Annotated in this window: 28 protein-coding genes and 3 tRNA genes; 20 read left to right on the forward strand and 11 right to left on the reverse strand. The window is 52.8% G+C overall.

Going from position 1 to position 22,184, the window contains the following annotated elements; all coding sequences use genetic code 11:
• The first annotated feature begins 2 nt into the window (after positions 1-2).
• From ACOTZF_RS12665 to sdiA, 7 genes are all read left to right on the forward strand, one after another.
• Positions 3-722 (forward strand): RNA polymerase sigma factor FliA, encoded by a 720-nt coding sequence (locus tag ACOTZF_RS12665; RefSeq protein ID WP_013096018.1) that lies wholly within the window; start codon positions 3-5, stop codon positions 720-722.
• Between the two features lie 54 nt (positions 723-776).
• Entirely contained in the window at positions 777-1,328 is a 552-nt protein-coding gene (gene fliZ / locus ACOTZF_RS12670; RefSeq protein ID WP_013096019.1) for a flagella biosynthesis regulatory protein FliZ, read from the forward strand.
• An 86-nt stretch (positions 1,329-1,414) separates the two neighbouring features.
• Positions 1,415-2,215 (forward strand): cystine ABC transporter substrate-binding protein, encoded by an 801-nt coding sequence (gene tcyJ, locus ACOTZF_RS12675; RefSeq protein WP_013096020.1) that lies wholly within the window; start codon positions 1,415-1,417, stop codon positions 2,213-2,215.
• A gap of 107 nt (positions 2,216-2,322) precedes the next feature.
• Positions 2,323-3,309, forward strand: coding sequence for a D-cysteine desulfhydrase (dcyD, locus tag ACOTZF_RS12680; protein ID WP_128310489.1), 987 nt, complete (start codon positions 2,323-2,325; stop codon positions 3,307-3,309).
• Between the two features lie 21 nt (positions 3,310-3,330).
• On the forward strand, positions 3,331-3,999 hold the full coding sequence (gene tcyL / locus ACOTZF_RS12685) for a cystine ABC transporter permease (RefSeq protein WP_129252409.1): 669 nt from the start codon (positions 3,331-3,333) through the stop codon (positions 3,997-3,999).
• Positions 3,996-4,748, forward strand: a complete 753-nt coding sequence (tcyN, locus tag ACOTZF_RS12690) for an L-cystine ABC transporter ATP-binding protein TcyN (protein ID WP_013096023.1) — start codon at positions 3,996-3,998, stop codon at positions 4,746-4,748. Before tcyL ends, tcyN begins: the two co-directional genes overlap by 4 nt.
• 221 nt (positions 4,749-4,969) lie before the next feature.
• Positions 4,970-5,692, forward strand: a complete 723-nt coding sequence (gene sdiA / locus ACOTZF_RS12695; protein WP_023622078.1) for a transcriptional regulator SdiA — start codon at positions 4,970-4,972, stop codon at positions 5,690-5,692.
• A 65-nt stretch (positions 5,693-5,757) separates the two neighbouring features.
• On the opposite strand, the gene ACOTZF_RS12700 is transcribed toward sdiA, so the two are convergent.
• Both ACOTZF_RS12700 and ACOTZF_RS12705 read right to left on the reverse strand, forming a co-directional pair.
• Entirely contained in the window at positions 5,758-5,982 is a 225-nt protein-coding gene (locus tag ACOTZF_RS12700) for a DUF2594 family protein (RefSeq protein ID WP_013096025.1), read from the reverse strand.
• Positions 5,969-6,049 carry a hypothetical protein gene (locus ACOTZF_RS12705; RefSeq protein WP_418250438.1) on the reverse strand — a complete coding sequence of 27 codons (81 nt, stop codon included), beginning with the start codon at positions 6,047-6,049 and terminating at the stop codon, positions 5,969-5,971. Before ACOTZF_RS12705 ends, ACOTZF_RS12700 begins: the two co-directional genes overlap by 14 nt.
• A gap of 399 nt (positions 6,050-6,448) precedes the next feature.
• Between ACOTZF_RS12705 and uvrY the strand changes: the two genes are divergently transcribed.
• From uvrY to ACOTZF_RS12735, 6 genes are all read left to right on the forward strand, one after another.
• Positions 6,449-7,105 (forward strand): UvrY/SirA/GacA family response regulator transcription factor, encoded by a 657-nt coding sequence (gene uvrY, locus ACOTZF_RS12710; RefSeq protein ID WP_013096026.1) that lies wholly within the window; start codon positions 6,449-6,451, stop codon positions 7,103-7,105.
• Positions 7,102-8,934, forward strand: coding sequence for an excinuclease ABC subunit UvrC (gene uvrC / locus ACOTZF_RS12715; protein ID WP_013096027.1), 1,833 nt, complete (start codon positions 7,102-7,104; stop codon positions 8,932-8,934). The genes uvrY and uvrC overlap by 4 nt, the downstream gene beginning before the upstream one ends.
• A gap of 56 nt (positions 8,935-8,990) precedes the next feature.
• Positions 8,991-9,539, forward strand: a complete 549-nt coding sequence (gene pgsA / locus ACOTZF_RS12720; RefSeq protein ID WP_013096028.1) for a CDP-diacylglycerol--glycerol-3-phosphate 3-phosphatidyltransferase — start codon at positions 8,991-8,993, stop codon at positions 9,537-9,539.
• A gap of 152 nt (positions 9,540-9,691) precedes the next feature.
• Positions 9,692-9,767, forward strand: a tRNA-Gly gene (locus tag ACOTZF_RS12725).
• A 47-nt stretch (positions 9,768-9,814) separates the two neighbouring features.
• Positions 9,815-9,888: transfer RNA gene (locus ACOTZF_RS12730), tRNA-Cys, on the forward strand.
• 12 nt (positions 9,889-9,900) lie between these two features.
• Positions 9,901-9,987: transfer RNA gene (locus tag ACOTZF_RS12735), tRNA-Leu, on the forward strand.
• Positions 9,988-10,125: 138 nt separating this feature from the next.
• Here ACOTZF_RS12735 and ACOTZF_RS12740 read toward each other — a convergent pair.
• Positions 10,126-10,617, reverse strand: coding sequence for an Hcp family type VI secretion system effector (locus tag ACOTZF_RS12740; RefSeq protein WP_014832451.1), 492 nt, complete (start codon positions 10,615-10,617; stop codon positions 10,126-10,128).
• A gap of 293 nt (positions 10,618-10,910) precedes the next feature.
• On the opposite strand from ACOTZF_RS12740, the gene ACOTZF_RS12745 reads away from it, so the two are divergent.
• Positions 10,911-11,213: a polymorphic toxin type 44 domain-containing protein gene (locus tag ACOTZF_RS12745; protein ID WP_226834736.1), complete on the forward strand. Its 303-nt coding sequence runs from the start codon at positions 10,911-10,913 to the stop codon at positions 11,211-11,213.
• Positions 11,191-11,655, forward strand: a complete 465-nt coding sequence (locus ACOTZF_RS12750) for a hypothetical protein (RefSeq protein WP_095452733.1) — start codon at positions 11,191-11,193, stop codon at positions 11,653-11,655. The genes ACOTZF_RS12745 and ACOTZF_RS12750 overlap by 23 nt, the downstream gene beginning before the upstream one ends.
• A gap of 51 nt (positions 11,656-11,706) precedes the next feature.
• On the opposite strand, the gene ACOTZF_RS12755 is transcribed toward ACOTZF_RS12750, so the two are convergent.
• The 5 genes from ACOTZF_RS12755 to ACOTZF_RS12775 all read right to left on the reverse strand — a co-directional run bounded on the left by ACOTZF_RS12755 (position 11,707) and on the right by ACOTZF_RS12775 (position 16,713).
• Positions 11,707-12,423 (reverse strand): ABC transporter ATP-binding protein, encoded by a 717-nt coding sequence (locus tag ACOTZF_RS12755; protein WP_013096030.1) that lies wholly within the window; start codon positions 12,421-12,423, stop codon positions 11,707-11,709.
• Complete coding sequence (locus ACOTZF_RS12760) at positions 12,420-13,295, reverse strand: ABC transporter ATP-binding protein (protein ID WP_129252411.1); 876 nt, start codon at positions 13,293-13,295, stop codon at positions 12,420-12,422. The genes ACOTZF_RS12755 and ACOTZF_RS12760 overlap by 4 nt, the downstream gene beginning before the upstream one ends.
• Complete coding sequence (livM, locus tag ACOTZF_RS12765) at positions 13,292-14,566, reverse strand: high-affinity branched-chain amino acid ABC transporter permease LivM (protein ID WP_129317747.1); 1,275 nt, start codon at positions 14,564-14,566, stop codon at positions 13,292-13,294. The genes ACOTZF_RS12760 and livM overlap by 4 nt, the downstream gene beginning before the upstream one ends.
• A gap of 11 nt (positions 14,567-14,577) precedes the next feature.
• Positions 14,578-15,492, reverse strand: a complete 915-nt coding sequence (locus ACOTZF_RS12770) for an ABC transporter permease subunit (RefSeq protein WP_020687620.1) — start codon at positions 15,490-15,492, stop codon at positions 14,578-14,580.
• Between the two features lie 99 nt (positions 15,493-15,591).
• Positions 15,592-16,713, reverse strand: a complete 1,122-nt coding sequence (locus tag ACOTZF_RS12775; RefSeq protein WP_029882586.1) for a branched-chain amino acid ABC transporter substrate-binding protein — start codon at positions 16,711-16,713, stop codon at positions 15,592-15,594.
• A 422-nt stretch (positions 16,714-17,135) separates the two neighbouring features.
• Between ACOTZF_RS12775 and ACOTZF_RS12780 the strand changes: the two genes are divergently transcribed.
• Positions 17,136-17,804 (forward strand): YecA family protein, encoded by a 669-nt coding sequence (locus ACOTZF_RS12780; protein ID WP_020687622.1) that lies wholly within the window; start codon positions 17,136-17,138, stop codon positions 17,802-17,804.
• Between the two features lie 31 nt (positions 17,805-17,835).
• Here ACOTZF_RS12780 and tyrP read toward each other — a convergent pair whose 3' ends face one another.
• Positions 17,836-19,047 carry a tyrosine transporter TyrP gene (gene tyrP / locus ACOTZF_RS12785; RefSeq protein WP_129252414.1) on the reverse strand — a complete coding sequence of 404 codons (1,212 nt, stop codon included), beginning with the start codon at positions 19,045-19,047 and terminating at the stop codon, positions 17,836-17,838.
• A 249-nt stretch (positions 19,048-19,296) separates the two neighbouring features.
• On the opposite strand from tyrP, the gene ACOTZF_RS12790 reads away from it, so the two are divergent.
• Entirely contained in the window at positions 19,297-19,638 is a 342-nt protein-coding gene (locus ACOTZF_RS12790) for a hypothetical protein (RefSeq protein WP_013096037.1), read from the forward strand.
• Between the two features lie 36 nt (positions 19,639-19,674).
• Here the strand turns inward: ACOTZF_RS12790 and ftnA are convergent, their stop codons facing one another.
• Both ftnA and yecR read right to left on the reverse strand, forming a co-directional pair.
• Positions 19,675-20,172, reverse strand: coding sequence for a non-heme ferritin (gene ftnA, locus ACOTZF_RS12795; RefSeq protein ID WP_013096038.1), 498 nt, complete (start codon positions 20,170-20,172; stop codon positions 19,675-19,677).
• Between the two features lie 195 nt (positions 20,173-20,367).
• Positions 20,368-20,706 (reverse strand): YecR family lipoprotein, encoded by a 339-nt coding sequence (gene yecR / locus ACOTZF_RS12800; protein WP_013096039.1) that lies wholly within the window; start codon positions 20,704-20,706, stop codon positions 20,368-20,370.
• 254 nt (positions 20,707-20,960) lie between these two features.
• On the opposite strand from yecR, the gene ACOTZF_RS12805 reads away from it, so the two are divergent.
• The 3 genes from ACOTZF_RS12805 (at position 20,961) to ACOTZF_RS12815 (ending at position 22,167) form a co-directional block, all read left to right on the forward strand.
• Complete coding sequence (locus ACOTZF_RS12805; protein ID WP_013096040.1) at positions 20,961-21,599, forward strand: RpiB/LacA/LacB family sugar-phosphate isomerase; 639 nt, start codon at positions 20,961-20,963, stop codon at positions 21,597-21,599.
• Between the two features lie 123 nt (positions 21,600-21,722).
• A complete protein-coding gene (azuC, locus tag ACOTZF_RS12810; protein WP_129252506.1) occupies positions 21,723-21,806 on the forward strand; it encodes a stress response protein AzuC in 84 nt (27 codons plus the stop codon).
• A gap of 109 nt (positions 21,807-21,915) precedes the next feature.
• Positions 21,916-22,167 carry a DUF2766 family protein gene (locus tag ACOTZF_RS12815; protein WP_023620128.1) on the forward strand — a complete coding sequence of 84 codons (252 nt, stop codon included), beginning with the start codon at positions 21,916-21,918 and terminating at the stop codon, positions 22,165-22,167.
• The last annotated feature ends 17 nt before the right edge of the window (positions 22,168-22,184 follow it).

Genomic DNA, 22,184 nt, shown 5'->3' on the forward strand with positions numbered 1-22,184 from the left:
TCGTGAATTCACTCTATACCGCTGAAGGTGTAATGGATAAACACTCGCTGTGGCAGCGTTATGTCCCGCTGGTGCGTCACGAAGCATTGCGCCTCCAGGTGCGTTTGCCGGCGAGCGTGGAACTGGACGATCTGCTACAGGCGGGCGGTATCGGGTTATTGAATGCAGTTGACCGATACGACGCTCTGCAAGGAACGGCATTTACCACTTACGCAGTTCAGCGTATTCGTGGTGCGATGCTGGACGAGCTGCGCAGCCGGGACTGGGTGCCGCGCAGTGTTCGCCGCAACGCGCGCGAAGTGGCGCATGCGATGGGGCAGCTGGAACAGGAACTGGGACGCAACGCGACGGAAACGGAAGTGGCGGAACGGCTTGGTATTCCTGTTGAAGAGTATCGTCAGATGTTGCTCGATACCAATAATAGCCAACTCTTCTCTTATGACGAGTGGCGCGAAGAGCATGGCGATAGCATCGAGCTGGTGACGGATGAGCATCAGCAAGAAAACCCGTTACACCATTTAATGGAAGGTAATTTACGCCAGCGCGTGATGGAAGCCATTGAAGCTTTGCCAGAGCGCGAACAGCTGGTGTTAACCCTCTATTATCAGGAAGAGCTTAATCTCAAAGAGATTGGCGCTGTTCTGGAAGTGGGAGAGTCGCGGGTAAGCCAGTTGCACAGCCAGGCCATTAAACGCTTACGAACCAAGCTGGGTAAGTTATAGGTGATTGATTCACCTGAAAAATGCCGCACAACGTATTGACAACCAGGAGTTATCATGACGGTGCAGCAATCTAAAAGACGGCCTTTAAGCCGCTACCTGAAAGACTTTAAACACAGCCAGACGCATTGCGCCCACTGTAACAAGTTACTCGATCGTATCACGCTGGTTCGTCGTGGCGAAATCGTCAACAAAATTGCGATTTCTCGTCTCGACACGTTGATGGACGAAGCCGCGTGGCTCGAAGAGCAGAAAGAGTGGGTGGCGCTTTGCCGTTTCTGTGGCGATCTCCACTGCAAAGAGCAAAGCGACTTCTTCGATATTATCGGTTTCAAACAGTTCCTGTTTGAACAGACCGAGATGAGCCACGGGACCGTTCGCGAATACGTGGTTCGCCTGCGTCGCCTGGGACAGCATCTGACCGTGAATAATATTTCCCGCGATCTGCTCAAGACCGGCTACCTGGATGAAAACCTGGAGCCGTGGCTGCCTGCGACCAGTACCAATAACTACCGTATTGCGCTGCGCAAGTACGCACAATATAAGGTCCAAATGCCGGCGGCGGTAAAGCAGAAAGCCCACGCCGGGACAACTTCTGATATATATTAAAAAAGAATAAGATGTAGCGCAGTCGCCTTTGACCTTGCAGGCGATTTCTCTACACTACACAAAAATTCCACTATATCGGGGTACTTATGAAATTAGCACTTCTGGGTCGTCAGGCGCTGATGGGCGTTATGGCCGTTGCGCTGGTCGCGGGAATGAGCGTGAAAACCTTCGCCGCAGAGAACCTGCTTAACAAAGTGAAAGAGCGCGGTACGCTGTTGGTCGGGCTGGAAGGAACCTATCCTCCGTTCAGCTTCCAGGGTGATGACGGTAAACTGACCGGTTTCGAAGTGGAATTTGCAGAAGAACTGGCGAAACACCTTGGGGTGAAAGCGTCCCTGAAACCGACCAAATGGGACGGTATGCTGGCGTCGCTGGATTCCAAACGTATTGATGTGGTGATTAACCAGGTGACCATTTCTGACGAGCGTAAGAAGAAGTATGACTTCTCCACGCCGTACACCGTGTCCGGTATCCAGGCGCTGGTGAAGAAAGGCAACGAAGGCTCAATCAAAACGGCCGCGGATCTGAAAGGTAAAAAAGTCGGTGTCGGTCTGGGAACCAACTACGAAGAGTGGCTGCGCCAGAACGTTCAGGGTGTGGATATCCGCACCTATGATGATGACCCGACAAAATACCAGGATCTCCGCGTTGGCCGTATCGATGCCATCCTGGTTGACCGTCTGGCGGCACTGGATCTGGTGAAGAAAACCAACAACACCCTGGCGGTCGCCGGTGATGCGTTCTCTCGTCAGGAATCCGGGGTTGCTGTCCGTAAAGGTAACGAAGACCTGGTCAAGGCGATCGACTCCGCCATTGCGGATATGCAAAAAGACGGCAGCCTGAAAGCGCTTTCTGAGAAGTGGTTTGGGGCAGACGTCACCAAATAAGTCTTTGACGTTAAAAAAAGGCGCTTTTAAAAGCGCCTTTTTTATTTCTTACGCGTCTGCGTGCATAATGAAAAATATCACATTTTGTCTGAGTTACCGGAGAACCCATGTCACTACAGAATTTAACGCGCTTTCCCCGCCTGGAGTTTATCGGCGCGCCGACGCCGCTGGAGTATCTGCCGCGATTTTCTGACTATTTAGGACGCGATATTTTTATTAAGCGTGATGACGTGACGCCAATGGCGATGGGGGGCAATAAGCTGCGCAAACTGGAGTTTCTGGCGGCTGATGCGCTGCGTGAAGGGGCGGATACGCTCGTCACTGCAGGGGCGATTCAGTCCAACCACGTTCGCCAGACGGCGGCGGTGGCGGCAAAACTTGGGCTGCACTGCGTGGCGTTGCTGGAAAACCCAATCGGTACACGGGCAGAGAACTACCTGACCAACGGTAACCGTCTGCTGTTGGATCTCTTTAACGTGCAGGTTGAAATGGTCGATGCGTTGACCGACCCGACCGCACAGCTCGATGAGCTGGCCACACGCCTTGAAGCACAGGGCTTTCGTCCGTATGTCATTCCGGTGGGCGGCTCGAATGCGCTGGGTGCGCTGGGATATGTGGAAAGCGCGCTGGAGATTGCTCAGCAGTGCGAAGGGGCGGTGAGCCTCTCGTCAGTGGTGGTTGCCTCTGGCAGTGCAGGCACGCACGCGGGGCTGGCCGTCGGGCTGGAGCACCTGCTGCCCGACGTTGAGCTGATTGGTGTGACGGTATCGCGCAGCGTTGCGGATCAGAAACCCAAAGTGCTGAGCTTGCAGCAGGCGGTGGCAGAGCAGCTGGAGCTGAAGGCAAAGGCCGATATTCTGCTGTGGGACGACTATTTTGCGCCGGGTTACGGCACGCCGAACGAAGAGGGAATGGAAGCGGTTAAACTGCTGGCGCGCCTTGAGGGCATACTGCTGGATCCGGTCTATACAGGCAAAGCGATGGCCGGGCTTATTGATGGCATTGCGCAGAAACGCTTTAAGGATGAAGGGCCGATTTTATTTGTGCACACCGGCGGCGCGCCCGCGCTGTTTGCCTATCATCCTAATGTCTAAAAATCAGGTCGAAAAATAATAATGCAAGAAAGTATTCAACTGGTTATCGATTCGCTGCCGTTCCTGCTGAAAGGCGCGGTGTTCACCTTACAGCTCAGTATTGGTGGCATGTTCTTCGGCCTGGTCCTCGGGTTTGTGCTGGCCTTAATGCGTATGTCGTCCGTCTGGCCGGTGCGCTGGCTGGCTCGTTTTTATATCTCTGTGTTTCGCGGCACGCCGCTTATCGCGCAGCTCTTTATGATCTACTACGGTTTACCACAGTTCGGGATTGAACTGGACCCGATCCCGGCAGCGATGATTGGCCTGTCGCTTAATACGGCGGCGTATACCTCGGAAACCCTGCGTGCGGCAATTTCGTCGATTGATAAAGGGCAGTGGGAAGCCGCGGCCAGTATCGGTATGACACCGTGGCAAACCTTGCGCCGGGCCATTCTGCCGCAGGCGGCGCGGGTGGCGTTGCCGCCGCTCAGCAACAGCTTTATCAGCCTGGTGAAAGACACCTCGCTCGCGGCGACGATTCAGGTGCCGGAGCTGTTCCGTCAGGCGCAGCTTATCACCTCGCGCACGCTTGAAGTGTTTACCATGTATCTTGCTGCCTCGCTGATCTACTGGGTGATGGCGACGGTGCTGTCTGCCCTGCAAAACTATTTTGAAAACCAGCTTAACCGCCAGGAGCGTGATCCAAAATGAGTGCTATCGACGTTAAAAACCTGGTGAAGAAATTCCACGGGCAAACGGTGCTCCACGGGATCGATCTGGAGGTGGAGCAGGGTGAAGTGGTGGCGATTATCGGCCCGAGCGGCTCAGGAAAAACCACGCTGCTGCGCAGCATTAACCTGCTTGAACAGCCGGAGGGAGGCACCATTCGGGTTGGGGAGATCACCATTGATACCGGTAAATCCATCAGCCAGCAAAAAGGCCTGATCCGCCAGCTGCGCCAGCACGTGGGGTTTGTTTTCCAGAGCTTCAATCTGTTCCCGCACCGGACGGTGCTGGAGAACATTATTGAAGGTCCGGTGATTGTGAAAGGTGAACCAAAAGAGGAAGCCACGGCACGCGCGCGTGAACTGCTTGCCAAAGTGGGGCTGGCAGGAAAAGAGACCAGCTACCCGCGTCGTCTTTCGGGCGGGCAACAGCAGCGTGTGGCGATAGCCCGCGCGCTGGCAATGCGCCCGGATGTGATCCTCTTTGACGAACCCACTTCTGCGCTCGATCCTGAGCTGGTGGGCGAGGTGCTTAACACTATTCGACAGCTGGCACAGGAAAAACGCACCATGGTCATTGTGACTCACGAAATGAGCTTTGCCCGTGACGTCGCCGACCGGGCTATTTTCATGGATCAAGGACGGATTGTGGAGCAGGGGCCGGCAAAAAGTTTATTTGCCAACCCGCAACAGCCGCGAACCCGTCAATTCCTTGAAAAATTCCTTATGCAGTAGCATTTTTGCACGCATTTGCTCCAGATTTTTCTTCTGGAGCAAATTATTCTCTCGCGGTTTCGTCTGCCATGTTTTTTTATTCCGCTCAGTACAGATAAACCTTATCAAAACTAAAGTTAATTGTGTTATTGCCGATATTTTGTGGTTAGAAATAAGTTTTATGTGTTAGGTTATATTCACCTTAATAATGAATATCATTTCAGAGGCTTCATTTAGTAAGTATGAAGGATTCAGACTTTTTCACCTGGCGACGGGATTGCTTCCTCCGGTTTCAGGCACTGACCAGTGCCAGTGAGGTATATCAGGAACTACAGCGACAAACTCAGGCGCTCGAATTTGATTATTACGCACTCTGTGTACGCCATCCTGTGCCATTTACGCGCCCCAGGATATCTGTACACGCCACGTATCCACAACGGTGGATGGCGCAATATCAGTCAGAGAATTATTTCGCCATTGATCCGGTGCTCAAACCGGAGAATTTCATTCAGGGCCATTTACCCTGGACGGATGAATTATTCGCGGACGCTGAGGCATTATGGAATGGCGCACGCGACCATGGCTTGCGTAAGGGAATAACACAGTGCCTGATGCTGCCAAATCACGCGCTCGGTTTCCTGTCCGTTTCGTGTACCAGCGTTCAGGCGGGCGCGATCACCAGCGAAGAATTAGAGCTGCGGTTGCAGATGCTGCTGCAAATGGCGTTAACCAGCCTGCTGCGTTTTGAAGATGAGATGGTGATGCCACCCGAAATGAAATTCAGCAAACGTGAGCGGGAAATTCTGAAATGGACTGCGGAAGGGAAGACATCAGCGGAAATAGCGATCATTCTCTCTATCTCGGAGAATACCGTTAACTTCCATCAGAAGAATATGCAGAAGAAATTCAACGCGCCAAACAAGACGCAGATTGCGTGTTACGCGGCGGCGACAGGGTTAATCTGAGCAGAGAGAACGTTCTGCGTGCCAGACGAGATAACGGCTGAATGCAACACATTCAGCCGTTTTTTTTACTGACGGTAGGCTTGTTTAATTTGCTTAACGGTATTGGCAAATACCGCTGACTCAGCCTGGTTTTCCATCTGCGCGATTTGCTTTTCCATTTTAATGATCACACGTCCGGCGTCAGCCTGACCCATTGCCTGTAACATCAGCGTCAGCAGGGCTTTCAGGCAGTTGACTTCCTGGGCCAGTTCCTGGCTATTCTCCGCAGTTGCAAATTCAGGTGTGCTCATTTATTTTCCTCGTTATAAAACAGCGCTCGCGCGCGATGATGCAAGTCAAGGCGGCGGAGTATACCACAAGCTGTTCCAAAAAATGCAGCGGTTGTTTTTCATACTTTTCCGCAGGGTGTTTATTTGCATAAACACCGCGTGCCAGTAAACTGTACAGGGTCGAAGATTATTAATTGTTTATGGCCGGTTCGCTTGCCGTTAATTATTGTTACAAAAATTTAAGAACTGTTTTTTTGACCGTGACGGGGCAGCGATTTTTGTAACCTTTTGAATACAGATGCTTAAAAAAAGCCGTACAAGCGCTCACCGCGCGGGCTTTCTTTCCAGCATCTGTACAGGCTAATTTCCAAAAACGCGAGCGAAATCGAATAGCCGGTTTTTTAACGTTTTAATCTTGTGAGGAAAAACGTTAATATAAAGCCAATTATCACTCAGTAGCGTTATCCCTATTCTGGAGACATTCCCTTTGATCAACGTCCTTCTTGTTGATGACCACGAACTGGTGCGCGCAGGGATACGACGCATTCTTGAAGATATAAAAGGTATTAAAGTTGCCGGTGAGGCGTGCTGTGGCGAAGATGCCGTTAAATGGTGCCGCACCAATTCAGCCGATGTGGTGCTGATGGATATGAACATGCCCGGTATCGGTGGGCTTGAAGCAACACGCAAAATCGCGCGTACCTTTGTTGACACAAAAGTCATCATGCTGACCGTACATACCGAAAACCCGCTTCCTGCGAAGGTGATGCAGGCAGGGGCGGCAGGTTACCTCAGTAAAGGCGCCGCGCCGCAGGAAGTGGTGAACGCGATTCGTTCCGTCTTTGCCGGCCAGCGTTACATTGCTTCCGACATTGCGCAACAAATGGCGCTGAGCCAGATTGAGCCGGAGAAAACCGAATCTCCGTTTGCCAGTTTGTCTGAGCGTGAATTGCAGATTATGCTGATGATCACCAAAGGCCAGAAGGTAAATGAGATCTCGGAGCAACTGAATCTCAGCCCGAAAACGGTGAACAGCTATCGTTATCGGATGTTCAGTAAACTGAACATCCACGGTGATGTTGAACTGACTCATCTTGCCATCCGTCATGGTCTGTGTAATGCGGAGACGTTATTAAGTCAGTGAGTGATGTATTTGATTCAAAAGCATTTCTGAAAACCGTGACCAGCCAGCCTGGCGTTTATCGCATGTATGACGCTGGCGGTACGGTTATCTACGTGGGGAAGGCGAAAGATCTCAAGAAACGCCTCTCCAGCTATTTTCGCAGCAACCTTGCCTCCCGTAAGACTGAAGCGCTGGTCGCGCTCATCCAGAATATTGATGTCACCGTCACCCATACGGAGACAGAAGCACTCCTGCTTGAGCACAACTATATTAAGCTCTATCAGCCGCGCTATAACGTTCTGCTCCGGGATGATAAATCCTACCCGTTTATTTTTCTGAGCGGCGATACCCATCCCCGGCTCGCGATGCACCGTGGTGCGAAACATGCGAAGGGTGAATACTTTGGGCCGTTTCCTAACGGCTATGCCGTGCGTGAGACGCTGGCGCTGCTGCAAAAAATCTTTCCTGTTCGTCAGTGCGAAAACAGTGTCTACCGTAACCGCTCGCGTCCGTGCCTGCAGTACCAGATTGGCCGCTGTCTGGGGCCCTGCGTCGCCGGGCTGGTGAGTGAAGAAGAGTACGCGCAGCAGGTTGAGTACGTGCGCCTGTTTTTAGCCGGTAAAGACGATCAGGTCCTGACCCAACTGATTGCCCGTATGGAGAAAGCCAGCGCCGCGCTGGAGTTTGAAGAGGCCGCGCGCATACGTGACCAGATTCAGGCGGTGCGCCGGGTGACGGAGAAACAGTTTGTTTCGAACACCGGTGACGATCTCGACGTGATCGGCGTTGCCTTTGATGCCGGTCTGGCCTGTGTGCATGTGCTGTTTATTCGTCAGGGCAAAGTGCTCGGCAGCCGCAGCTATTTCCCGAAAGTACCAGGCGGTACGGAGCTGGGTGAAGTGGTTGAAACGTTTGTCGGCCAGTTTTATCTGCAGGGGAGCCAGATGCGCACGCTACCGTCGGAGATCCTGCTTGATTTTAACCTTGCCGATAAAACCCTGCTGGCCGATTCCTTATCCGAGCTGGCGGGACGTCGGGTGAATGTCCAGACCAAACCGCGCGGCGACCGTGCGCGTTATCTGAAGCTGGCGCGTACCAATGCCGCGACAGCGCTCAGCACCAAACTTTCCCAGCAGTCGACGGTGAGTCAGCGTTTAACGGCTCTGGCGACGCTGCTGAAATTGCCGGAAGTGAAACGCATGGAGTGTTTCGACATCAGCCATACCATGGGGGAGCAGACCGTTGCTTCCTGCGTGGTGTTCGATGCGAACGGTCCGCTGCGTGCTGAGTATCGTCGCTACAACATCACCGGCATCACCCCGGGGGATGACTATGCGGCAATGAATCAGGTGCTGCGTCGTCGCTATGGTAAAGCTATTGAAGAGAGCAAGATCCCGGATGTGATCCTGATTGACGGCGGGAAAGGGCAGCTCGGCCAGGCGAAGGCGGTCTTTGAATCCCTGGATGTCAGCTGGGATAAAAACCATCCCCTGCTGTTGGGGGTGGCAAAAGGGGCCGATCGTAAAGCCGGGCTGGAGACGCTGTTCTTCGAGCCGGAAGGTGAGGGCTTTAGCCTGCCGCCGGATTCCCCGGCGCTGCATGTTATTCAGCATATTCGCGATGAGTCACACGATCACGCCATTAGCGGTCACCGTAAAAAACGGGCGAAGGTGAAAAACACCAGCACGCTGGAGACCATTGAAGGCGTTGGGCCAAAACGTCGCCAGATGCTGCTGAAGTATATGGGCGGATTGCAAGGATTACTCAACGCCAGCATGGAGGAAATTGCAAAAGTGCCGGGTATTTCGCAAGGGCTGGCAGAAAAGATCTACTACTCGTTGAAACATTGAGGGCTCTGTAGCAACATAGAGCTAAATTTTACTGACAACAAATAGTTACCGTCATTATGCAATATAACATCCCTACGTTGCTCACTCTCTTTCGCGTCGTGCTTATCCCGTTCTTTGTACTCGCGTTTTATCTGCCGTTTGTCTGGGCCCCTTTTGCCTGTGCGCTGATTTTCCTGGTTGCCGCGGTCACCGACTGGTTTGATGGTTATCTGGCGCGCCGCTGGAACCAAAGCACCCGTTTTGGTGCTTTCCTCGATCCGGTGGCCGATAAAGTGATGGTGGCTATTGCCATGGTGCTGGTGGCTGAACATTACCATACCTGGTGGGTGACACTGCCAGCCGCCACCATGATTGGACGCGAGATCATCATCTCTGCACTGCGTGAATGGATGGCTGAACTGGGTAAACGCAGCAGCGTGGCGGTATCCTGGATCGGTAAAGTGAAAACCACCGCGCAAATGGCGGCGCTGGTCTGGATGCTGTGGCGTCCGAACGCCTGGGTAGAGTGGGCGGGAATCGGCCTGCTGTGGGTTGCCGCGGTGCTGACCCTGTGGTCAATGCTGCAATATTTGAACGCGGCGCGCGGAGATTTGCTTGAACAGTGATCGTTTCGCCGTAATTTTCAGCAAACGATCCGGGGATGCAAAAAATAACGTTGACTCATCACGTCATATCAGTAGAATGCAACGCATCGAACGGCGGCACAGTTAGCCGGACGATAATGAAATCAAGTGGTTAGCAGTTAACTTGATGACATGCGGGAATAGCTCAGTTGGTAGAGCACGACCTTGCCAAGGTCGGGGTCGCGAGTTCGAGTCTCGTTTCCCGCTCCAGATTAAAGACATGCGCAATAGCGGGTGTCAGTTTAAAAAAGTTTTACGGCGCGTTAGCAAAGCGGTTATGTAGCGGATTGCAAATCCGTCTAGTCCGGTTCGACTCCGGAACGCGCCTCCACTTTCTTCCCGAGCCCGGATGGTGGAATCGGTAGACACAAGGGATTTAAAATCCCTCGGCGTTCGCGCTGTGTGGGTTCAAGTCCCACTCCGGGTACCATGGGAAACAAAGAATAATCAAAGCAATAAGCAGTGTCGTGAAACCACCGAAAGGTGGTTTTTTTGTGTTTGAAATTTGCTTTTCCTGGTATGAATGCAAGAGTGGGTGCAAAAAATAAGGCGGATTAACCGCCCTGCATTAGACTGTAACGCGCTCGTTCCATGCGTCCGAGTATTGGACATTCCCGTCGCAGTACTTCCAGGTGATACGCTCATAGCGGAGCTGTATACCTTCGTTGTGATTGTGTATCTGTAATGCTGGCTCTTTGCAGTTATGCATAACGGGGTTAATACTGACTACCCGGACGTTTTCAAGCAACATATTGAAGTATTCAACTTCTTGTCCTGCATCGTTGATTTTATACCATTTTATCTCTGCGCTTTTTAGCGTCTGGCCAGTTGCTACCGCTTTGTAGAGGTACGGACTCGAGCTATCAAACTCTTTTTCGATTACGAGAGGCGCATGGAGGCGCGTACCGGTTATTTTGCCCGTCCCGTTATCGGTCGGAACCAATAAGCCGTGGCTAAAGGAAAGCACTTCAATGCTCCCTTCACGATCTAAAATATCAACAGATCCTTTGATATCCGCACCACCATCATCCTTAAGCCATAAGTAAGCAGGAATAGCCATTTCAAAAACTCCTTTTTGATGATTAAACGGTCATTAACGGCTAAAACTGGATAGCGCGTAATACAGATTGTGCCATTGGTGATTGAAATGAAATTACGTTACTTATTGATATTAATAATAAAAATTTTAAATTGATCTCGGGCAATATACACAATCTCAATTACTTTTATGTTGCCTGCTTTAAATGGCTACAGAGATCAAGGATGGCATGTATACCAATTTACCCACCCCGTGGGCTGGAGATTTTACGGGAACATATCAGACTCGCGAGAGCACGGTGCGAAGTGCAGGACATGGCCGCTCCGCTAACGTATATCTGGTTTTATCAGCGAGTCAGAAACGGTGGGCCGTGGGATTACAAACAAAAAAATCGGCTGTGGGCTGATTTTGGTAACTTTCATTTCGGGGCAGTGGGCTATGCTGCTTGCATTCCGGCAGAAATTTTACATATGGCCGCTGGTGCGGCGCAGTGGAAAGCGGGCACATCAAGAAAAGAATGGGGAAATTTCATGCAAGGCCCACCGTTCGGCGATGACCCGATTGATCAGTTCTGGATAAAACAGGGAATAGACTATGCTAAACAGCACCACTTTTAGAGTGCTGCATTGGACCGCCACTGTGATTATGGCCGTTATGATCGCGATGTACTGCTATTTACAGCATATTCAGCGCTTAACTGTGCGAGACAAGCTTTACGAGGTTCGTCAGCTCACTCCGCGGACGTGGCTATATATCACTGAATACGCAGAACCGGACACGACAACAGGGGACGTATACCGCTATTTTTTGGCGAGCAAGTTTGACGGCGATCCCCTGGAGGGACTCGAAAAACAGCACATTGCCCCCACGCTTACAGCGAACACGCCACGAGCAAAAGTTGATGGAATCGGAAATAACATCTCTTTCACCGTTCACGGCACCGTATACGACTTTACGACCTCCGCATTTTTTTATGATGCTGAGGGGATAGCGGTCGCGCCATCGGTCGATTTAACTGCTCGCGGTGAAGGCTGGGATAAAGGGAAATTCAACAAATAAATAATGTTGGCGCGCTCTGCTGTTCAAGAAGTTAATGACCAGCCTTTGACATCACACCCCGCCCAAATACGCCTTCCTCACCTCCTGATTCCCCAGTAACTCCTCTCCGCTGCCGCTCAGGCGGATCTGCCCGTTAACCATCACGTAGCCGCGGTCAGAAAGCTTCAGCGCGTGGTGCGCATTCTGCTCCACCAGAAAAATGGTCATCCCGTTGCGGGCCAGTTCGCGCAGCGTCTGGAAGATCTGTTTCACCACAATCGGTGCCAGGCCGAGGCTGGGTTCATCCAGAAGCAGGAGTTTAGGGCGGCTCATCAGCGCCCGGGCGATAGCCAGCATCTGCTGTTCCCCGCCGGACATGGTCATCGCGCGCTGTTTACGCCGCTCTTTGAGGCGAGGGAAGAGGTCAAACATGGTGTGCATATCTTCCGTTGCAAACTGGCTGCCAATGGGGATGGTCCCCATCAGCAGGTTCTCCTCCACGGTCATATCGGGAAAAATGCGTCGTCCTTCCGGCGCCTGGGCAATGCCTTCGGAGGCGACATAGTGGGTCGATTTATGGCTAATGTCCTCTCCGCAAAACACGATCTGCCCGCTGCGAATACGCGGCTGGCCGAAGATAGACATCAGTAATGTCGATTTACCCGCGCCGTTAGCGCCAATCAGCGCCACGGTTTCCCCTTTGTTTACTTCAAGGGTTACCTGTTTCAGCGCCTGGATCACGCCGTAAAACACGTCCACCTCGCGAAAGGCCAGCATCGGTTCGCTCATCGATTGACCTCGTTTTCATCGGTGCCCAGATACGCGGCAATCACTTTTTCATCATGCTGGATCTGCTCGGGTTTTCCCCTGGCGATGACGTCTCCATGGTCGAGCACAATGATGTCGTCCGAAATCTCCATCACCATCCCCATATCGTGTTCAATCAACAGTACCGTAATGCCGTGGTGGTCGCGCAGAAAACGGATGATGTTGCTGAGCTTGTGCGTTTCAACCGGGTTGAGCCCGGCGGCGGGTTCATCCAGACAGATCATCTCTGGTCCGGTGCACATGGCGCGCGCGATTTCCAGACGCCGCTGCTGGCCGTAGGACATCTCGCCCGCCAGGCGATTGGCACACTCCACAAGATCCACCACCTCAAGCCAGTAAAAGGCCCTGTCCAGGGCATCGCTCTCTGCCCGTCGGTAAGCGGGGGTATTGAGGATCCCGGCGAGCAAATTACGGTTAACGCGCATATGCTGTGCGACCAGCAGGTTTTCCACGACCGACATCTCGCGGAACAGACGAATGTTCTGGAAGGTGCGTGCCAGCCCGGCGCGGTTAACCAGATGCGTCCCGCCAAACATCTTATAGAAAAGGCGCTGCCCCAACTGTGCAGGGTGAATCCAGTCGTCCGGCTGGAATTTTTGCCCGAGTACCTGAATGACGTTGGTCGTTCTGTTGCGTGCGTTAAACAGAATGTTCCCGCCGGACGCTTTATAGAAGCCGGTCAGGCAGTTAAAGACGGTGGTTTTGCCAGCGCCGTTTGGGCCGATAAGGGCGGTAATCGAACCGCGCTGCACGTCGAGATTGACATCATTAAGCGCCTTGATCCCGCCAAAATGCATCATCAGGTGCTCTACGCTTAATATCGTTCCGTTCATGGCGCCACGCCCTTACGCACGGCAAACCCGCTGCGGTTAATGCGGATCAACCCGCGCGGACGCCAGATCATCATCACCACCATCAGCATGCCAAACAGCAGGACGCGATACTCAGCAAAGCTGCGCAACAGCTCGGGTGTCACGGTGAGCACAAAGGCTGCCAGTACGACTCCGAGCGTAGAGCCCATGCCGCCCAATACCACGATGGCGAGGATCAGCGCAGATTCAAAAAAGGTGAATGAGGTTGGATTCACAAAACCCTGATAGGTGGCAAAGAACACGCCCGCAATCCCGGCCGTTGACGCGCCCAGCGTAAAGGCCGAAAGCTTAACCAGCACATGGTTGAGGCCCATGGAGCGGCAGGCGATTTCATCTTCCCGCAGGGCTTCCCATGCCCGGCCAATTGGCATTCGTGTCAGACGATGCTTGATATAAAGCACCAGCAGCACCACCAGAAACAGCACCGCGTAAATAAAGATAAACTTCATATTCGGGTTGTACGTCAGATGGAAAAATTCATGAAATGGCACGCCACCTTCTTTGGCGCGTCGACCAAACTCCAGTCCGAAAAACGTAGGCGGTGGGGCTGACACGCCATTAGGCCCGCCGGTGAAGGTTAGCCAGTTGTTCAGCACCAGACGGATAATTTCCCCGAACCCGAGCGTCACAATCGCCAGGTAGTCGCCATGCATGCGCAGCACCGGGAAGCCGAGCAGGGCACCGGCAGCCGCAGCCATAATTGCCGCCAGCGGCAGCATGCTCCAGAATCCGAGTCCCAGATATTGATACCCCAACGCCAGCCCGTAAGCACCGATGGCGTAGAAGGCGACATACCCCAGATCCAGCAGTCCGGCCAGACCCACGACGATATTCAGGCCGAGGCCGAGCAGGACGTAAATCAGCCCGAGGATAGCAACCGTCAGCAGGTATTTGGTGGCGACAAACGGGAAGCAGATCGCAAGGGCGATCGCCAGAGGAATAACCCAGCGCAGACGGCTTTTGTATTCCGGCGGGCGAACATATACCCCCGCGCTGTCGGCTTCGAACCGCGCCTGAAAACGGGCCCCGGCAGAGGTACTTAAAAAAGCGCTCAGCAGAAAACGCCCAACCATCACTGTGCCGACCATCCAGGCCAGGCGCTGTCCGGCAAAGTTAAAGCTATACCCGTCCAGTACCACGCCCGCAATTGGGCCAAAAATAATCAATGCGATCAGCCCGGAAAACATCGTGTCCAGCAGGCAGCGCTTGAGGGGGAAACCGTGTGATGTCATCGTTTTCTCCTTCACACTTTGGCGACAACAGGGCGGCCGAGCAGCCCCTGAGGGCGGAAAATCAGGATCATGACCAGCAGCCCAAACGAGAACACATCTTTGTAGTCCGAGTTCACCATGCCGGAAAACTGAGCCTCGGCCACCCCCAGAATCAGCCCGCCGAGCATCGCGCCGGGCAGCGAGCCGATCCCTCCTAGCACCGCGGCGGTAAAGGCTTTGATACCAATCACAAACCCGACGTAGAAATCAAAGGTGCCGTAATTCATGGTAATGAGCACCCCGGCCAGACCGGCCATTGCCGCGCCGATGACAAATACCAGCGAAATAATCCTGTCGGTATTTATCCCCAGAATGGAGGCCATTTTTCGATCCTGTTGTACCGCGCGACACATGCGTCCCAGCCGGGTATGGCTGATAATCCAGGTGAGCAATAGCATCCCGGCGAAGGAGGCGACCAGAATGAATACTTTGGTATAGGTAATCTGCACGAACCCCTCTCCCAGATGCAGACGAATCACGCCATCCAGCATGGTGGGCACCCCTTGCTGACGCGGCCCCTGGCTCAGTTGCGCGTAATTTTGCAGGATAAGCGACATGCCGATGGCGGAGATCAGCGGTGCCAGACGGGTGGAGTTGCGTAGCGGTTTATAGGCAATGCGCTCGATGGTCCAGCCATACACTCCGGTGACCACGATGGTGAATACCAGCGTGCCGAGGATCAGTAGAGGGAACGACTGCAGGCCGAAGAAGGAGAGCAGCGCCAGGCCAATCGCGCAGAGATAGGCAGAGATCATATACACTTCGCCGTGGGCGAAGTTAATCATGCCGATGATGCCGTACACCATCGTATAACCGATGGCGATGAGTCCGTAGACGGAGCCCAGCGTTAAGCCATTAATTAACTGTTGCAGGAAGAATGTACTCATCTTAGCGCGCTCTTTATAACGGCCGCGCAAACCGCGCAGCCTGATGTGTTGTTTGCGTCGGCAGGCGGCCCTGCCGACGTTGAGCGTGACTCCGTCCTGTTACGGCACTTCCTTATACTTTCCTTTGTCGTCCCACTGATACACCACGTAGTCAGAGACTTTCAGATCGCCTTTGCTGTCCCAGGCTTTTTTGCCCATCACCGTATCGACGGAATTAGCCTTCAGCCATTCGCTGGCTTTGGCTGAGTCCTTGCCGCCCGTCGCCTTGAATGCCGCGGCGATAGCCTGCACGGAGGCATAGGAGTAGAGGGTGTATCCTTCCGGTTCGAATTTACCGGCGCGGAATTTCTCAATTACCGCTTTACCGTCCGGGATCAGGCGCGGATCTTTACCGAAGGTCATATAAATGCCGTTGGTATATTGGGGGCCTCCCGCCGCGGTCACCATCTCTTCGTTGACAATACAGTCGCCGGAGAAGAATTTTGCCTGCACGCCCTGTTCACGCATCTGGCGAACCAGCGGGCCGGCTTCTGGGTGACAGCCCCCGAAGAAGACGACGTCCGGTTTTTGCGCCCCAATTTTGGTGACCAGGGCGTTAAAGTCTTTTTCACCGCGGGATAACCCTTCGTACATCACGTCCTGCACGCCGCGTTTTGCCAGTGCGGCTTTGGTGGCGTCCGCCAGCCCCTGACCGTAGGTGTCTTTGTCGTGAATGATCACCACCCGTTTGGCTTTCAGCTTGTCGATAATGAAATCGCTGGCGACCTGACCCTGCTGGTCATCGCGGCCGCACATGCGGAACATATCGCTCATGCCGCGCTCGGTAATCTGCGGGTTGGTGGAGCCAGGCGTGATTGCGATGATCCCCGCGTCGCTGTACACCTCAGAGGCGGGCATGGTGGACGAAGAGCAGAAATGACCGACCACCGCGTTGACCTTATCCTGGTCGACTAAACGGTTGGCGACGGCAACGGCCTGCTTGGGCTCGCAGGCATCATCTCCCTGAACCAGCTTAATTTTTTCACCGTTGATCCCGCCTGCGGCGTTAATGTCCTCTGCTGCCTGTGTTGCGCCATGCCAGTACTGATCGCCGTAGGTGGCATTGGGGCCTGTAAATGGCCCGGCCACGCCAATGACAATATCTGCCCGGGCGGAAAATGCCGTCACCAGACAACCGGCCAACACAAGAGAAAGAGGAGTTCTGATTAATTTCAGCGACATTATTGTGTTCCTTAGCAATGAGGTTTTTGCACCACGGTGTAAACCCGAACGCCCGACGGCGCAGCCAATCAAAAACACGAGCGAGAAAAATGATGTTACGAACAAGATACGGTCAGCATCCTGCTTAATACGGCGAGGTTTCCATGCGCAGTGTCGCGTGCTGAAGATTAAGCAAAATCGTTGCCAGAATGGTTAACCTGTTGACGGCGTTGCGACATGTTGAGTATAGAGCGCCGTTGTACGCAGCCTTGCGGAACGCACTGAAATTACAGCGGAGATCACATCTCGTTAACAATAAAGCCCATAAGTTGTGCAAGGGTCACGATTTGCACGTTTTTGCAGCAATAATTCCCGTAACTTCCGCCGGGAAAGGCGTACGATATGTGCTAGGATCCTTTCCTTTTTGATCAGGAGTGTCAGCAATGACTGAAGGCCCATTAAATGAAAGCGAAATGGCGTGGCTGGAAGAGACGTTAATGTCTTACGGTCATGACGATGCGTCCGTGATTGACGTGTCCGAACTGGACGGCATGCTTACGGCAGTGCTTTCCGGCCCCGTGGTTGTCGAGCCAGACACCTGGCTGGTGGCGGTATGGGGCGGCGAGAAATATATCCCGCGCTGGAAAAACGATCGAGAAATGAACCGTTTTATCGATCTCTGCTTTAAGCATATGAACGACATTGCTGAGCGCCTGAGCGAATTCCCGGATCAGTTTGAGCCGATGTTTGGTTATAACGACGTGGACGGCCAGAGCTACACCGTGGTGGAAGAGTGGTGTTATGGCTATATGCGCGGCGTGTCGTTGACCGACTGGTCTGCACTGCCTGAAGAGCTGAAAGCGGATCTGGATGTCATCGCGCTTCACGGCTCAGAAGAGAACAGCGAGAAGCTGGACGCGCTGAGCGAAGAGGAGTACATCGCCAGCATTGAGCGTATCCAGCCAGCGGCGCTGCGCTTATACGACTACTGGTCTGCTAACCCACAGCAACCGGAAGCGAAGAAACCGATTGTTAACGGCACAAAGGTCGGGCGTAACGATCCGTGTCCGTGCGGCAGCGGGAAGAAGTTTAAGAGCTGTTGCTTACACTGATAAAAAAGGGGCTGTCGATAGCCCCTTTTTTTTACCCCACTTCCGGCAGCATTCCCGCCGCAATTAAAAATTGCACCAGAATAATGACGACCCCGCAGGCAAACACAATGCACAGCAGCGGCTTTCCACCTGCCACCCTGTATCCTTGCCGGGCATGCTGTTGGCGGCTCTTCCACGCCAGCAGAGAAGGGAGCAGCAGGGCAAGGATGGATAGAGCCACCCCCGCATACCCCAGCGCCATGACAAACCCGCGCGGGTAGAAGAGGGCAAAGGCCAGCGGAGGCAGGAAGGTGATCGCCCCTGTCTGTAAGCGGCCGGTGACGGAATTGCGACGCTGGAACAGATCTGCCAGATAATCGAACAGACCGAGCGCCACGCCCAGGAAGGAGGTGGCCAGCGCCAGATCGGCAAACAGATGCACCGCCAGCTCCACGTGTGGAGAAGTTACCACTTCACGCAGCGTCAGCAAGAAACCATTCAGACCGGCGTGTTCCGCCATCAAGCCAATAAAGGTGGAAGAGTCGATACTGCCCAGCGTCACCAGCTGCCAGAAAATGTAGGCAATCAGCGGGATGGCGCTACCGATAACAAACACGCGGCGAAGCTTGCGAATATCACCGTTCATGTAGCTGACAATGCTTGGCACACTGCCGTGGAAGCCAAATGAGGTAAAAATGACCGGGATCGCGGAAAGCGCCAGGCCTTTTTCCAGCGGCAGCGTCAGCAGGTTGACCTTATGAACATGCGGTGCCAGCAGAACCAGCATTACAATCAGAAAAAGAATTTTGGCGCTGAATAAAAAACGGTTAAACAGATCGACCAGCGAGGTGCCCACACAGACTACGCCGCCGCCGATGAGCGTAAAGAAGATGGCCCCCGTCGCTGGCGTAATGTCAGCACCGAACCCGTCGTTGACGCTGGAAGCGATCAATTCCCCGGCACCGCTGATATATGCAGCGGTCAGGGCGTACATCAGAAACATCATACTAAAGCCTGTCACCCACTGTCCGTAACGGCCCAGATAGCGTGCCGCAAGCGAACCCAGCCCGGTATCGGCGGGGACGTGCTGATAAACCTCAAGCAGCAACAGCGCGGTGTAACACATTAATGCCCAGAGCGTACCCAGCAGCAGTAATGTCATGCCAAATCCGACGCCCGCGGCGGCCAGCGGCATCGCCAGCATTCCTGCGCCAATCGTCGTTCCGGCGACGATAAAAATACTTCCCAGGGTTCTGTTTTTCACGCTTTCCTCTACAACGCTTCACGATCGCGACAAAATCTGCGGCGCAGAGTAAGGGAAAAGCCGTATTTCGTCAAATGACCGTTACAAGAAGTGTAATTTTAACTTTACGATTTTAGCCGGGCGAGGCTCTTCAGGTAACTCTCTGATCCTTCGGAGGTGTAAGGCTACTTCATAAGGACAATAGGATCGCGTGAAAATCAGGCGTAATTTAAACAAAAATTGCAAAACATAAAATAAAATGAGGGTCTGATGGCGGGGGAAAATCCATTCACAGCGGCCTGGAGCCGGGGAGGCAATTTGCTATGTCACGGCCACTGGATCATCAGCTGGCAGAATACGGCGCTGACGTTGCCGGAATCCCGACGTGAAAAGGATATGGGCACATGGGCGATTTATTCGATTATCGATCCTGAGGATGAGACCTTTGCACAGGGGTTAAAAGAGGATGAGTGGATAATCGAAAACGTGGACTGGCTGACGGATTTATTCTTCGACGCCGGGATCCCGCTTGAGGCGGCAAACTACCGGTACTTTTTCCAGGCCGTAAATCCGCATGACTGGCGCTGTACCAGTTGCGCAGGTTGCATGTAAAAAAATACGGCGCTGAAAGTCAGCGCCGTATCGATATTAATTCTGGGTATCAAGCGTAGAGAGTTCTTTATCAATAAAGTAAAGACCTTCACCGGTTTTACCGGCCAGCGATAATTTATCCAGAACCGATTTAAACAGTTTCTCTTCTTCGTGTTGTTCGGCCACATACCACTGCAGGAAATTAAAGGTTGGATAATCCTGGCTGGTCATTGCCGCATGCACCAGTTCGTTAATTTTCTGGGTGATCAGCTGCTCGTGCTCGTAGGTAGCGCGGAAGAGTTCATCAAGTGAGCCATACTCCGCAAACGGTGATGCCACGTTATCAATGCGCGGCAGGCTGCCGGTATCTGTCAGATAATCAAAGAGACGCTGCATGTGGGTCATCTCTTCCTGAGCGTGACGACGCAGGAACGCGGCGGCACCTTCAAAGCTGTGATAGCTGCACCAGGCACTCATCTGCTGGTAGAGCAGGGAGGAAAAAAGCTCAAGATTCATTTGCGCATTGAGCTTGTCGATCATTTCAGTTTTCAGCATGGTGACGCTCCGGTTTATTATTTCTGGTTCACAATGAGCGACACTATAATTTGTTATTGAATTATATGCAAAACGTAAAATAAATATTTGTTTATTTAAAAATACGAATGGGAATAAAACGCATTGGCGATATTTATATTTATAAATGAGAATTATTTATTTTAACGGGCTGCCAGCCAAAACTGGCAGCGCAGATTAATACCACGGATTACTGGTGGCCGGTTTAACAGCATAACCCATGCATTTGTACTGAATGGTCACGCTCTCGTTCAGACACAGTGAGCCGCTAATCAGGGTGCAGGTTTTAATGGGCTGCCCATAGGAAGAGGCGGTGGCATATCCCATGCCCTGGCACGCTTTGGTTGCAGTGCCATTGTTCACATATTCATCAGACCAGGCGTTTTGCAGGGCGGCCTGACCATAGTCAAGGCGGACTATGCCATTTGGCGCATCCAGACTGCTCACCTGTGCCTGGCGGTTGATGCTACATCCCGCGAGCAGCAGGACCGTGCCGACAACGAAGACTCTTTTCATGGTTCGCTCTGAGTGGAGGGAAATACGTTATCGTACCCCTCGCTGTCCGCCGCAATGCCCTGAATAGCCGGACAATCTGCCCTTTCTCTTTGCAACGGGCCGGGCTCAGACCTGTCATTAACAAAAATGTGAGTCCTCTTTGGTTTTTTAAAACAATCTTTCATTTAATTTGAAAGTGTGTTTGTGTGATAGTAGGGTGAAGATGAAAAGGTATCCATGATGGGCTCGCCCGCAACGCATTCAGGAGAGAGACAATGAAAATCGCACTGATGATGGAAAACAGCCAGGCCGCAAAAAATCCAGTGATTCTGAAAGAGTTAAAAACGGTCGCCGATGAAAAAGGGTTCCCGGTGTATAACGTTGGCATGAGCGATGAGAACGACCATCATCTGACCTATATCCATCTGGGGATCATGGCGAGCATTTTGCTCAATGCGAAGGCCGTCGATTTTGTGGTGACTGGGTGTGGAACGGGCCAGGGGGCGTTGATGTCGCTGAACATCCACCCGGGCGTGATCTGCGGTTACTGTATCGACCCTGCAGATGCGTTTCTCTTCGCCCAGATTAACAACGGTAACGCGCTTGCCCTGCCGTTTGCCAAAGGCTTCGGCTGGGGCGCAGAGCTGAACGTTCGCTTTATCTTCGAAAAAGCGTTCACCGGCCGCAAGGGAGAAGGTTATCCGCCAGAGCGCAAAGAGCCTCAGGTACGTAATGCGGGGATCCTGAATCAGGTGAAAGCGGCTGTGGTCAAAGAGAACTATCTGGACACGCTGCGGGCAATCGATCCTGAGCTGGTAAAAACCGCCGTTTCCGGCCAGCGCTTCCAGCAGTGCTTCTTTGAAAACTGCCAGGACAAAGAGATCGAGGCTTTCGTGCGCGAGATTGTCGGCTAACACGCGTAGTTGAATACAGAAAAAATTGTGATGTGAGTCACAAAAATATTGATTTTTGTGATGGTGGTCATATTATAGGCACATTGACGATAAAGTTGTATAACAAGTTAATGGAGCATCACAATGAAACTGCGCAAAATCCTCAAAAGCATGTGGGCTAACTTCTGCAACACCTTCAAAGACGTGCCGCCTGGCGCGATGTTCTGATAAAAAAACCTGCTTCGGCAGGTTTTTTTATGCCTGCAACCACCAGAAAGGAGATGAAAGGGGGCGTGTTTTGTTACTATGGCGGCCTTTGAATAAGGAGAATCCCCCCATGTCTCAAAACCTGAGCGCCGATCAGGAACTGGTATCTGATGTTGTCGCATGCCAGCTGGTCATCAAACAGATCCTTGATGTCTTAGATGTTATCGCGCCGGTGGAAGTGCGCGAGAAGATGTCTACCCAGCTGAAAAACATCGATTTTTCCAGCCATCCCGCTGCGGCTGACCCGGTTACGCTTCGGGCGATCCAGAAAGCCATCGCGCTGATTGAGCTGAGATTCACGCCGCAGAGTGAATCTCACTGATAGCGCGCAACGTGAGA

The sequence above is a fragment of the Enterobacter cloacae complex sp. SHL021 genome (assembly GCF_049237765.1).
GTDB classification, from domain to species: domain Bacteria; phylum Pseudomonadota; class Gammaproteobacteria; order Enterobacterales; family Enterobacteriaceae; genus Enterobacter; species Enterobacter cloacae.